The following is an 11,530-nucleotide window of genomic DNA, read 5'->3' as shown; positions in this document are numbered from 1 at the left end:
CGCCCGCCGCGGCGTGCCGCGCAAGCTGTGGCTGTCGCAGTACGGGCATGTCGACCCGTTCGACTACCGGCGCGAGGAATGGATCGGCACGCTGCACTCCTGGTTCGACCAGTGGCTGCACGGCATCGACACCGGCGTCCTGCGGCAACCCCGGGTGGACGTGCAGGTGGCGCCCGCGCAGTGGGTCCGGCAGGCCGACTGGCCGGCCCGTTCCCTGGAGCTGCCGCTGTGGCTGCGCCCCGGCCAGGACGCACAGGGGAGCCTCGGGCCGCTGCCCGCGCGCAAGGGCACGACCATGAGCTTCACCGACGACCCGTGGCAGACCCAGGACCAGATGGTCTCCGACCCGACCGCCGCCTCCCCGAACCGGCTGATGTTCCTCACTCCGCCGCTGAAGCGGGCGGTGCGGCTCTCCGGCACCCCGCAGATGGACATCCGCGCCACGGTGGACCGGCCGGGGGTGAACCTGACCGCCCTGGTGGTCGACTACGGCGAGGACGACCGGCTGGACTTCTTCAACTCCGGCGGCGGCGTCAGGACGCTGGCCGATGAGTCCTGTCACGGCCAGAGCACGGCCGACGACGACGCCTGCTACCGGCGGACCGAGGCCGTCACCACACGCCTGCCCTTGGCGATCGTGGCCCGCGGCTGGCTCGACGCCCGCAACCGCGACTCGCTCACGACCTCGCAGGACCTGACGCCCGGTACGGAGTACCGGCTGACCTGGGACACCCTGCCGGCCGACTCCGTCGTCAAGCAGGGCCACCGCCTCGCGGTCGTCCTGGCGGCGAGCGACGCGAGCGAGACCTGGACCTTCCCGGCCGATCCGGTACCCGCGACGGTCACCGTGGACCTGTCCGGCAGCCGGATCATGCTGCCGGTGGCCGCTCCCCCGGCCGGCCAGGACTCCGCTCCCGCGACGACCATGGACTTCGCCCCCGCCCCGGCCGAGGGACAGTGGCGCGGGCCGAAGGACGTCGTGCTGCCCCGGCCCACGCGCGACCTGTTCTGATCTCCACCCCGCAGCGGCCCGCTCCCGCACCTGGGAGCGGGTCAGAAGGTCCGGCCGGTGATGTAGTCGGCCAGAGCCAGCGCGGCGCCGGGGACGTCGCAGACGGGATGGCGCTTCTCGGCCGACTGCCAGGAGTAGTAGGCGCCGCCGTACCCGACGAACACCCACAGGGGCAGCCCCACGTCGGGGCGGTGGACCAGCAGCGCGGGCATCTGCTCGCGCAGTTCGGCGTCCACGCCGAGGCCGGTCAGAGACTCGTGCAACCGCAGCAGCTTGGCCCGCTCGTCGCGGACCTCGGAGATCGTGCCGCCGGTCGCCTCCCGAATGGTGATCGCGTCCATGTACGTCCTTCCCCACACCCCGCAGTGCCGGAACGGCCGGTGGGGCGTCGGCTCCGTACCGCACTGGAAGGCCTTCGCCTCACCGAGATGCCTGATTCCAGACAAACACCGTCCCTCGCGCGCGCAGACCCCATCGGCGCCCCACACTGTGGCCACCGCTTCCCCCTACGGCCCGGGTCCGCCGCGATAGCACCGGGACCGGCCGCGATAGCGGACCAGGTGGCGCCTATCGGCCACGGGTCCGCGGTCACCGTTTGAGGTGCATGGTGTTGAATTGTCAGGTGACGACCATCGCGCCCACCGGAGAGCAGCACACCATCGAGGCCGGCGGCCTGCGCGCCGTCGTCACCGAGGTCGGGGCGGGGCTGCGCGCCCTCACCCACGACGGCCGGCCGCTCGTCATGGGCTACTCCGAGCACCAGGCCCCGCCCGGGTCGGCGGGGCTGCCCCTGCTCCCCTGGCCCAACCGCGTCCAGGACGGGCGCTACACCTTCGACGGCCAGGAGCGTCAGCTGGCGTTGACCGAGCCCAAGTTCGGCAACGCGGCGCACGGCTTCACCCGCACGCTGCCCTGGCGGGTGCTCTCCCGCGACGAGGCGTCGATCACGCTCGGCCTGCGACTGTTCCCGCAGGCCGGCTACCCGCACATTCTCGACCTGACCGTCTCCTACGCCCTGGACGCCACCGGCCTGACCGTAGAGATCGGCGCGCGCAACATGGGGGACACGCCCGCGCCGTACGGCTTCGGCGCCCACCCCTATCTCTCCGTTCCCGGCCCGCTGGAGGACGCCGTCCTCGAACTGCCGGCCGCCGAGTGGCTGACGGTCGACGAACGCAAGATCCCGGTCGAGCGCCGGGCGGTCGAAGGCACCCCCTACGACTTCCGGACGGCCCACCCGATCGGCGACGTCGTGCTCGACACCGCGTTCACCGGCCTCACCCGGGACGGCGACGGGCTGGTGCGGGTGCGGCTGACCACCGGCGACGGCACGCACGGCGTGGAGCTGTGGGCGGGCGAGGGCGTCGAGTGGCTCCAGGTGTTCACCGGGGACAGCCTGACCGGGAGCGCCCGGCGCGCCGGGCTCGCGGTGGAGCCGATGAGCTGCCCGCCGAACGCCTTCCGCACCGGCGAGGACGTCATCCGCCTCGACCCCGGCGCGGCCGTCACCCACCGCTGGGGCATCTCACCCTTCGCCCGAACCTGACCACCACACCCCGCTCGCCGGGGCCGCCCGCCCGGCCCGCGCGCCGGCCGTGACGACCGCGCGGTCGCCCGCCCGGCCCGCGCGCCGGCCGTGACGACCGCGCGGGCCGGGTCGCCGGGTCACTTGCGGGCGCTGATCAGGGCGAGCGGGTCGTCCGGCGCCTCGGCCTTGGCCTTCTCCATGCGCTCGCCGACCTCCTGGAGCTCGTTGCGCCCCATCGCCTCCCGCACCTTCGGGAACCACTCCTGCTCCTCTTCCTCCACGTGGTGGCGGACGTTCTCCATCAGGACCGTCACCTTGGCGTCGAACCGCTCGTCCTTCGGGTCGAGGTCCTTGAGCTCCGACAGCATCCACACCACGACGTGGTGCTCCTCGACGCTCTCCAGGACGTGGTCCTCGGTGGCGGGGACGTCCTGCCGGGCCATCGGGTAGAAGATCTCCTCCTCGATGTAGGCGTGGGTGGTGAGCTCGTGGATGATCTGGTCGACGATCTGCCGCTTCTCCTTGTAGGCGTCGTCCCCCGCCTTCTCGAACTGCTTGAACAGCTTCTCCACCGTCTTGTGGTCGTCCTTCAGGAGCACGATGGCGTCCATGGGCCGGCTTCCCCTCTCTGCGATGTGGTCCTCCTCCACCCCGCTACCACCTGTCCGCGTTCTAAACCACCAGGCAGCGCCGCCTCCGGCTCCCCACCGGTCACGCCCGGGGCGCTGCGCCGTCCCGGCGGGAGGCGCGTGTGACCATGGAGGCATGGCCGAGACGATGACCGCCTGGGTGGTACGCCACCCGGGGCCCATGCCGACCGCTCCGCTGGAACGCGTGCGCCTGCCCGTCCCCGAGCCGGCCGAGGGCGAGGTGCTGGTGCGGGTCGAGGTCTGCGCCGTGTGCCGTACCGACCTGCACCTCGCCGAGGGTGATCTCGCGCCGAGACGGCCGCGTACGGTGCCGGGCCACGAGGTCGTGGGCCGGGTCGTCGCCCGGGGCCCCGGCGCCGGGCGGCTCGCGACCGGCACGCGGGTGGGCGTGGCATGGCTGCACTCCACCTGCGGCCGGTGCCGCTACTGCCTGCGCGGCTCGGAGAACCTCTGCCCGAACTCCCGCTACACCGGGTGGGACGTCGACGGCGGCTACGCCGAGTACGTCACCGCGCCGGAGGACTTCGTCTACGAGCTGCCCGAGGACGTTCCCGCCGACCGGCTCGCGCCGCTGCTGTGCGCGGGCATCATCGGCTACCGCGCCTTCGCCCGCGCCGATCTGCCGCCGGGGGGACGCCTCGGCATCTACGGCTTCGGCGCCTCGGCCCACCTGATCGCGCAGGTGGCGATCGCCCAGGGCGCGTCGGTGCACGTGCTGACCCGGTCGCGGCAGGCGCAGCAGCTGGCCCTGACGCTTGGGGCGGCCTCGGCGGGCGACGCCTACGACGCCCCGCCCGAGCCGCTGGACGCGGCCATCCTATTCGCCCCCGTGGGCGACCTGGTGCCGGTGGCCCTTTCCGCGCTCGACATGGGCGGCACCCTCGCGGTCGCCGGCATCCACCTCAGCGACATCCCCTCGCTGAACTACGAGGAGCACCTGTTCTACGAACGCACGCTGCGCAGCGTCACCGCCAACACCCGGGAGGACGGGCGCGCGTTCCTCGACCTGGCCACCCGTACCCCGCTGCGCGTCACGACGGCCCCCTACGACCTGGACCACGCCGACCGGGCGCTGGCCGACCTGGCCGCCGACCGCGTCACCGGCGCCGCCGTCCTGCACGTCGGCCGACCCGCCTGACCGCCCTTCCCGCCGCGCCGGAGCCGTACGCGTCCCTGGCCGCCGGGTGCGATGCGTGATCCCCCCTCGGGACCATCCCCTGCCCGCCGGGGCCGGGCGTCCCGGCAGGCAGGGGGTGGTTCAGGGCTTGCGCGCGACGCAGCCCGCGTAGGTGTAGTAGGTGGCGCTCTTCTCCCAGGACTCCCCGGCGTCGGGTCGCCAGTCGGCGAGCGGCACGAGGCCGGGCTCCACCAGTTCCATGTCACCGAGGTAGCGCATGATCTCCTCGCGGGTGCGCCAGCGTCCGGTGCCCAGGTTCTCGTTGAAGAGCTTCTCCACCATCACGGCCTGCTTGGACGCCTCGGGGTGCTCGTCCTGCGCGTTGAAGAAGTTCGACATGGCGATGAAGCTGCCGGACGGCAGCGGCTCGCGCAGCCGCTCCGCGATGCCCCAGGGGTCCTCTTCGTCGTTCAGGTGGTGCAGGATGCTGAACAGCAGCAGGCCGATCGGCTTGCTGAAGTCGATGCGCCCGCGCAGCGCCGGGTCGGCGTAGATCGCCTCCGGGTCGCGGACATCGGCCTGGATCACGGTGGTGGAGCCGTTGGTGGCCAGCAGCGCCCTGCCGTGCACGAGGACGATGGGGTCGTTGTCCACGTACACCACCTGTGCCGCCGGGTCGATCTCCTGGGCGATCTGGTGCACGTTCCCCTGCGTGGGCAGCCCCGACCCGAGGTCGATGAACTGGCGGATCCCCTCCTCGGCCGCCAGATAGCGGACCACGCGGCGCAGGAACCGGCGGTTGGCCTTCCCCGCGTCCTTGGCGTCCGGGACGATGCGCAGTGCCATCTCGGCGACCTGCCGGTCCACCGCGAAGTTGTCCTTGCCGTCCAGGAAGTAGTCGTAGACCCGAGCGATGCTCGGATTGGTCGTGTCGATCTCAGGCGGGATGATCTGCTCGTCCCCGGTGCAGCCCCATTTCCCTTCGCCTTCGGCCATGCTCGTCCCCACCCTGCTCGCCGGTCCGTCAGAAATCACCGGATCGCGAAAATGTTAGCGCTCACTTGCCCGGCTTTTCGGGTGATCGGCGAGCTTTGTCGCCCTGATTCACCGCCTTCTCTCACGATTCGGTGCAGCCGCTGAAACTTTCATCCGGCGGGCAGGGTCGTGAGACGCACCGCCCATGATCGAACGGCTCAGCCGGCGGGGAACAGCGGCTTCATCGCCTCCCGCAGCGCCCACGCCTCCTTGTGCAGCAGCCGCGGTTCTCTCGGCTCGCAGTCGGCGTCCATCACGACGTTGTCGCCCTCGAAGCGCGGGAACACATGGATGTGGGCGTGGAACACCTCCTGCAGGGCGGCCTCGCCGTCCGGGACGAGGATGTTCACGCCCTCGCACCGCAGACCGGACCGCCGCAGCGCGCGCGCCAGGCGCTGGGCCAGCAGCCACATGTGCGCGCCGACCTCCTCGTCGAGATCCTCCAGGCCGTCCGCGTGGACGCGTGGCACCACCACCGCATGGCCTGGGTTCACCGGATTGCCCTCCATGACCACGACCGCGATGTCGTCCTCGAAGACGAGGCCGGTGCCGTCCGGCGCGGCGATCATTTCGCAATAGGCACACTGATCAGGAAAAACGTCCATATTCGCATGATTGCTCGTCGGGTCGAAAGACATCCGGCCGGGTCCCCGCCTTTGGCGAAAGCCCCGCCGGGAGCCCTGCACGCCACGCCGCAGAGCACGTCTTGGGTCACCGGGACGCGGACCGATCGGACGCCAGCAGCCCCAGGGCGTCCTCGACCCGCTCGGGCAGCCGCCGGCGCCCGGCCACCACGAGCGGCAACCGCAGCAGGGCGGCGAGCACCGCCTGACCCGCCACCGGATCACGCGGCGTACGGGCCGCCAGCCGCGCGGTCTCGCGCAGCACGACGCCGAGCGGGCGGCGCAGCCAGACGGTGAGCAGGGCGTTGCGTGCCTGGATCCGCCGCCGGCTCGCCTTGGGCGCCCGCTGGAGCGAGGGCCGGTGCACGGCCACCACGTCCGGTACGTAACACAGGTCCCACCCCAGCGCCGCCATGTCGTAGGCCAGCAACTGCTCCTCGCCGGGAAAGAAGATCACCGGGCTGAACCCGCCCGCGGCCAGAAACGCCTCGCGGCGCACCACCGACCCGCAGGCGAGGAACCCCAGGACCGGCGGCCCGGCCTGGCCCTCCCGCCTCGGCAGCGGCGAACCGGCCAGCACCGCGTTGAGCGGATCGGACACGCCCTCGTCGCCGACCAGCACCCGGGCGGCGATCAGGCCGAGGGACGGGTGCGCGCCGAAGGCCCGCGCCGCCGCCCGCAGCGCGCCCGGCTCCCACCAGGAGTCGTCGTCGCTGAAGGCCACATAGGGGGTGCGCGCGGCCAGCACGCCCACGTTCCTGGCCGGCGCGCCGAGATTGTGCGCCAGCCGGATCAGGACGGCTTCGGGGAAGCGGCGGCGCACCTGCTCCGGGGAGCCGTCGGAGGAGGCGTTGTCCACCACGATGACCGGCGGTCGCTCGGGGAGGTCCCGCAGGCGCTCCAGCGTGCGCAGGAGTTCCTCCCGGCGGTTCCTGGTGGCGACCACGACGGTCACCGGTGCCGCCCCGGGCTCGGTGTCGTCCGCGACATGCGACATGACGGCCGTCACCTCCCCGATCCCCGGCCCCCCACGGTCCCCTCCTCCCGGCCCGTAACCGCCCGGGCCGGCGTGCAAACCTCACGCCAGCCCGGTCACGCGCACCAGCCCAGCGCGGCCATCTCGCCAAGGAACTCGACGGGAAGGCGCGCGCTCTCTACTGGCACGTCGGGAACAAGCGGCCATGGCGGCCCCGATCATGGTCGGGGCCGACGAGGGGCTCGAATCACCGCGTCGTGGCGGGCAGGCGCGTCCGGGGGCCCGCTCAGGGGCAGGGGCAGCCGGTCAGGCCAGGCGGGCGGGGAAGCCTCCGGTGGCGATGGGGCCCCATCGCGAGGGGGTGATGCGCAGCAGCGACTTGCCCTGGCGTTCCATGGCCGCGCGGTAGTCGTCCCAGTCGGGGTGCTCGCCGACGATGCACCGGTAGTAGTCCACCAGGGCGTCCAGCGCGTCGGGCATGTCCAGCACCTCGCAGGCGCCGTCCACCTGCACCCAGGGCCCGTCGAAGTCGTCCGACAGGATCACGACGCTCACCCGGGGGTCGCGGCGGGCGTTCTTCGTCTTGGCCCGCTCGGGGTAGGTCGAGACCACGATGCGGCCGAGGTCGTCGACGCCGCAGGTCACCGGGGACGCCTGGGGCCCGCCGTCGCTCCGGGTCGTGATGAGCAGTGCCCGGTGGCGGTCACGGATGAAGTCGACAAGCTGGTCACGGGTGACGACGTCCGCGGTCGCGATCCTCGGGCTCATGCCCTCACTCTACGACCCGTCCTCCCCGCGGATCCCTCCGCGCCCTCCGGGCACACCGGACGCGGCGCGGCCGCACGGTCCTCGGTTACGGAGCGGGCCGGAATACCCGGGGAGGGGCGAGCCGAAACCGCAGGCCGGAGGGCCGGTGAAAACGCTTTGCGGAAAAGTCGGTGCGAGATGGCATGCTGGTCGCGTGGCTGAAACGGTGTTCGCGTGACCGATCGAGAGCGAGTGGCCGCGCCGGGCCGAAACGGCCTGGGCGGGCAGGGGGTGAGCCCGCGATTCGTCGGCCGGGCGGCCGAGCTGGCCCGCCTGACCGAGGCGCTCGACCGCGTCCGCGCCCGCTCGGCCGCGGTGGTGTTCGTCGGCGGCGAGGCGGGGGTCGGCAAGAGCCGGCTGATCCGCGAGTTCACCGAGCGCGCCCACGACACCCGCGTGCTGGTCGGCGGCTGCCTGGAGCTCGGCACCGACGGCCTGCCCTTCGCGCCGTTCACCGCGGTGCTCCGGCAGCTCGTCCACGACCTCGGGCAGGACGGCGTGGCCGCGCTGCTGCCCGGCGAGCGCACCAGCGGGCTCGCCCGCCTGCTGCCGGAGTTCGGCGAGCCTGACGACCACGGCGCCGAGGCCCGTGCCCGGCTGTTCGAGCAGGTCCTCGGCTTGATGGAGCGGCTCGCCGCGCAGCAGCCCACCATCTTGGTCATCGAGGACGCCCACTGGGCCGACCGTTCGACTCGCGACCTGCTGTCGTTCCTGATCCGCTACCAGCGGCCCGACACCCGCCTGCTGACCCTGGTCACCTACCGCGCCGACGAGCTGCACCGCACCCACCCGCTGCGCCCGCTACTGGCCGAGCTCACCCGCATCGACGGGGTCCAGCGGCTGGAGCTGCGCAGGCTCACCCGGCGCGAGGTCGTCCAGCAGGTCGGGAGCATCCTCACCCGCGAGCCCACCGCCCTGGACGTCGATCTGATCTACGCCCGCAGCGAGGGCAACCCGCTGTTCGTGGAGGCGCTGCTCAGCGGCGGCGAGGACGAGCCGCTGCCCGAGTCGCTGCGCGACCTGCTCCTGGCCGGGGTCGAGCGGCTGCCCGAGGAGACCCAGGAGCTGTTGCGGGTGGCGAGCGCGGGCGGGGGCCGCATCGAGCACAACCTGCTCGCCGCGGTCACCGGCCTGGACGACGGCGCGCTGTCGAGCGCGCTTCGCCCGGCGGTGGCCGGCAACGTCCTGCTGGTCGACGGCGAGGGGTACGCCTTCCGGCACGCGCTGATCCGCGAGGCCGTCCACGACGACCTGCTGCCCGGCGAGCGCGCCCGCCTGCACACCCGCTTCGCGACGGCGCTCGAGCGCGACCCGTCGCTGCTCCCCTCGACGCGCGGCGCCATCGAGCTGGCCTACCACTGGTACGCCGCGCACAACGCCCCGTCCGCGCTGGAAGCCACGTGGCGCGCCGCGGCGGCGGCGCGCAAGGCGGCGGCGTTCGACGAGCAGCTCCGCATGCTCACCAGAGTGCTGGAGCTGTGGGACTCCGTGCCCGACGCCGCCGAGCGAGTGGGGCACGACTACATCGACGTGCTGCGGCAGACCACCGTCGTGGCGCACCTGGCCGGCGAGTTCGAGCGGAGCATCTCGCTGGCCAAGGCCGCCCTGCGCGAGATCGACCCCGAGACCGACCCGATCCGCGCGGCCAAGGTGCTGCGGCAGCGCGGCCTCACGCGGTACGACCTCGGCCGTGCCGGTCACATCGAGGATCTCCGCGCCGCCGCCGCGCTGGTGCCGGCCGACCCGCCCTCGTCGATGCGCGCGCAGGTCCTGGAGACCCTGTCGCGCATGCTGCACGCCCCCGGCGACTGGGACGAGAAGGAACGCCTCGCCGAGGAGGCCGTCCGCATCAGCCGGCGGGTCGGCGACGCCGAGACCGAGGCGCATTCGCTGATCACCCTGGCCTGGACGCAGTTCCGGTACTCCCAGATGGAGGTCCAGGTCTCCGCGTTCGGCCGGGCACGCGAGATCGCCGAGCGGGCCGGCAGCTACAGCGCGCTGATGCGGGCGGCGATCTCCGAGTCCGACGCCCTCGAGGGGGCGGGCTGGCACGAGGAAGCGGCCAAGGTCGCGCGCCGCGGCATCGCCGACGCCGAGGCGTACGGCCTGGCCCGCACCTCCGGGGCGTTCCTGGCGATCAACCTGGCCGAGCCGCTGGTCTCGCTCGGCCGCTGGGACGAGGCCCTGGACGTCATCGAGCGCGGGGTCGAGGTGGGGCCGCCGCCGCCCTACCGCGCCAGCCTGCAGGGCCTGGCCGCCGACGTGATGCTGGCCCGCGGCGACCTCGACCGGGCCGAGGCGCTCCACCAGGCCACCGAGAAGGTCTTCGCCCAGGGCACCTACCGCGACCAGTCGGTGCTGCCGCTGATGCGCAGAGAGATCGAGTTGCTGGCCGCCCGCGGCCGGTCCGCCGAGGCGGCCGAAACCGTCCGGCGCGCCCTCCAGATGCGCGATCTGACGGCCAGCCCGCGGTACGCCTGGCCGCTGCTCATCGCCGCGCTCCGCGCGGCCGGCCCGCTGCTGGACGAGGTGCGCGAGCCGGCCACCCGGCTGGAGGTCCAGGGCGCCCTGCAGGAGGCGCACAGCCTGACCTTCGCCGCCGAGGCCGCCCACCTGTCCGCGCGGCCCGACCGCTCCGCGTGGGAGAAGGCCGCCGCGGCGTGGGCCGCCCTGTCCCAGCCGTACGCCGAGGCGCGCTGCCTGCTCGGCGCGACCGAGGCCGCCGTGGCGGCGGGCGCCCGCGACGAGGCGGCCGAGCTGCTGTCCCGGTCGGCGCTGCTGGCCGACGGGCTGCGCGCGGCGCCACTGCGCGCCGAGATCGACGCCCTGGCCCGGCGGGCCCGGCTCACGGTCGGCGACGCGACCGCCGGCTCGTCCCCGGCCGCGGCCGAGCAGGGGCTGGGGCTCACCGCGCGCGAGCGCGAGGTGCTCCGCCTGGTCGCCGCCGGGCGCGGCAACCGCGAGATCGCCGGGGAGCTGTTCATCTCCGCCAAGACGGTGAGCGTGCACGTCTCGAACATCCTGGCCAAGCTGGGCGTCGCCTCCCGCGGCGAGGCCGCGGCCATGGCGCACCGCCTCCACCTCTTCGAGTCCTGACGGACGAGCCCTCCGGCCCGGCGCGTCGCGCCGTGCCGGAGGGCCGTGGTCACCGGCGGGTGCAGCCGGTCTTCGTCAGCAGGCCGAGCCGCCGGGGCGGCAGGTCAGCTCCAGGTCCACTTCTGGTTGGTGCCGCCGTGGCAGGAGTACAGCTGGATCTTGGTGCCGTTGGCGGTGGCGGCGCCGGTGACGTCCAGGCAGAGGTTCGACTGCACGCCGGTGATGCTGCCGTCGGAGTTGACGCGCCACTTCTGGTTGTTGCCGCCGTTGCAGGAGTAGATCTGCACCTTGGCCCCGTTGCCGGTGCCGGCGGCGTCCAGGCACTTGTTGCCGTAGACCCTGAGCTCACTGGAGGAGTTCGAGGCCCACCGCTGGTTGGTGCCGCCGTTGCAGTCCCAGATGGCCACCTGGGTGCCATCGGTGGTGCTGGCGTTGGGCACGTCCAGGCATCGGCCGGAGGCGGTGCTCCTGAGCTGCCCACTACCGCCCGGCGTGGGAGTCGGGGACGGGGTCGGGTTGGGACCGGTGGGCGTCGGCGTGGGGTTGGGGTTGGGGCCGGCGTTGTTGAGGGCGTTCAGGACGGCGTCGTAGGCGGGCTTCTTGTTGCCGCCGCTGAACAGCAGCGGGGTGTCGCCGCTGCGCCAGGAGTCCTGGTCGCGGACGCCCCAGACGGTGATGCCGGCGCA

At 73.1% G+C, this 11,530-nt stretch carries 11 protein-coding genes; 4 read left to right on the top strand and 7 right to left on the bottom strand.

Annotated elements, in window-relative coordinates; genetic code table 11:
* Positions 1–1,012: CocE/NonD family hydrolase C-terminal non-catalytic domain-containing protein (locus tag IEY93_RS38350; RefSeq protein WP_308425758.1), on the top strand; the 1,012-nt coding region annotated here is incomplete at its 5' end.
* Positions 1,013–1,053: 41 nt separating this feature from the next.
* Here IEY93_RS38350 and IEY93_RS19955 read toward each other — a convergent pair.
* Positions 1,054–1,353 carry a hypothetical protein gene (locus tag IEY93_RS19955; RefSeq protein ID WP_189164613.1) on the bottom strand — a complete coding sequence of 100 codons (300 nt, stop codon included), beginning with the start codon at positions 1,351–1,353 and terminating at the stop codon, positions 1,054–1,056.
* Between the two features lie 281 nt (positions 1,354–1,634).
* On the opposite strand from IEY93_RS19955, the gene IEY93_RS19950 reads away from it, so the two are divergent.
* On the top strand, positions 1,635–2,558 hold the full coding sequence (locus IEY93_RS19950) for an aldose 1-epimerase family protein (RefSeq protein ID WP_189164612.1): 924 nt from the start codon (positions 1,635–1,637) through the stop codon (positions 2,556–2,558).
* Between the two features lie 119 nt (positions 2,559–2,677).
* Here IEY93_RS19950 and IEY93_RS19945 read toward each other — a convergent pair whose 3' ends face one another.
* Entirely contained in the window at positions 2,678–3,151 is a 474-nt protein-coding gene (locus IEY93_RS19945; protein ID WP_189164611.1) for a hemerythrin domain-containing protein, read from the bottom strand.
* Between the two features lie 154 nt (positions 3,152–3,305).
* On the opposite strand from IEY93_RS19945, the gene IEY93_RS19940 reads away from it, so the two are divergent.
* On the top strand, positions 3,306–4,328 hold the full coding sequence (locus tag IEY93_RS19940; RefSeq protein ID WP_229691296.1) for a zinc-dependent alcohol dehydrogenase family protein: 1,023 nt from the start codon (positions 3,306–3,308) through the stop codon (positions 4,326–4,328).
* Between the two features lie 120 nt (positions 4,329–4,448).
* Here IEY93_RS19940 and IEY93_RS19935 read toward each other — a convergent pair whose 3' ends face one another.
* The 4 genes from IEY93_RS19935 to IEY93_RS19920 form a co-directional block, all read right to left on the bottom strand.
* Entirely contained in the window at positions 4,449–5,303 is an 855-nt protein-coding gene (locus IEY93_RS19935; protein WP_189164610.1) for an SAM-dependent methyltransferase, read from the bottom strand.
* Between the two features lie 197 nt (positions 5,304–5,500).
* Positions 5,501–5,947 carry an HIT family protein gene (locus IEY93_RS19930; protein ID WP_189164609.1) on the bottom strand — a complete coding sequence of 149 codons (447 nt, stop codon included), beginning with the start codon at positions 5,945–5,947 and terminating at the stop codon, positions 5,501–5,503.
* 106 nt (positions 5,948–6,053) lie between these two features.
* Positions 6,054–6,962, bottom strand: a complete 909-nt coding sequence (locus tag IEY93_RS19925; RefSeq protein WP_189164608.1) for a glycosyltransferase family 2 protein — start codon at positions 6,960–6,962, stop codon at positions 6,054–6,056.
* A 285-nt stretch (positions 6,963–7,247) separates the two neighbouring features.
* Positions 7,248–7,709: a PPOX class F420-dependent oxidoreductase gene (locus tag IEY93_RS19920; RefSeq protein WP_189164607.1), complete on the bottom strand. Its 462-nt coding sequence runs from the start codon at positions 7,707–7,709 to the stop codon at positions 7,248–7,250.
* Positions 7,710–7,922: 213 nt separating this feature from the next.
* Here IEY93_RS19920 and IEY93_RS39565 point away from each other — a divergent pair, with 213 nt between their 5' ends.
* Complete coding sequence (locus IEY93_RS39565) at positions 7,923–10,844, top strand: helix-turn-helix transcriptional regulator (protein WP_275412028.1); 2,922 nt, start codon at positions 7,923–7,925, stop codon at positions 10,842–10,844.
* A gap of 104 nt (positions 10,845–10,948) precedes the next feature.
* Here IEY93_RS39565 and IEY93_RS19910 read toward each other — a convergent pair.
* On the bottom strand, positions 10,949–11,530 hold a 582-nt coding region (locus tag IEY93_RS19910), incomplete at its 5' end, for an RICIN domain-containing protein (RefSeq protein ID WP_189164606.1).

Origin of the sequence: Sphaerisporangium melleum, assembly GCF_014646695.1 — a bacterium.
Taxonomy (GTDB): Bacteria; Actinomycetota; Actinomycetes; order Streptosporangiales; family Streptosporangiaceae; genus Sphaerisporangium; species Sphaerisporangium melleum.
This window is presented reverse-complemented; position numbering and strand designations above follow the sequence as displayed.

What these genes read in the sequence shown, in the direction of transcription:
- IEY93_RS19955 (WP_189164613.1), bottom strand. Translation starts at nt 1,353, where the DNA reads ATGGACGCGATCACCATTCGGGAGGCGACCGGCGGCACGATCTCCGAG.
- IEY93_RS19945 (WP_189164611.1), bottom strand. Translation starts at nt 3,151, where the DNA reads ATGGACGCCATCGTGCTCCTGAAGGACGACCACAAGACGGTGGAGAAG.
- IEY93_RS19940 (WP_229691296.1), top strand. Translation starts at nt 3,306, where the DNA reads ATGGCCGAGACGATGACCGCCTGGGTGGTACGCCACCCGGGGCCCATG.
- IEY93_RS19935 (WP_189164610.1), bottom strand. Translation starts at nt 5,303, where the DNA reads ATGGCCGAAGGCGAAGGGAAATGGGGCTGCACCGGGGACGAGCAGATC.
- IEY93_RS19930 (WP_189164609.1), bottom strand. Translation starts at nt 5,947, where the DNA reads ATGGACGTTTTTCCTGATCAGTGTGCCTATTGCGAAATGATCGCCGCG.
- IEY93_RS19925 (WP_189164608.1), bottom strand. Translation starts at nt 6,962, where the DNA reads ATGTCGCATGTCGCGGACGACACCGAGCCCGGGGCGGCACCGGTGACC.
- IEY93_RS19920 (WP_189164607.1), bottom strand. Translation starts at nt 7,709, where the DNA reads ATGAGCCCGAGGATCGCGACCGCGGACGTCGTCACCCGTGACCAGCTT.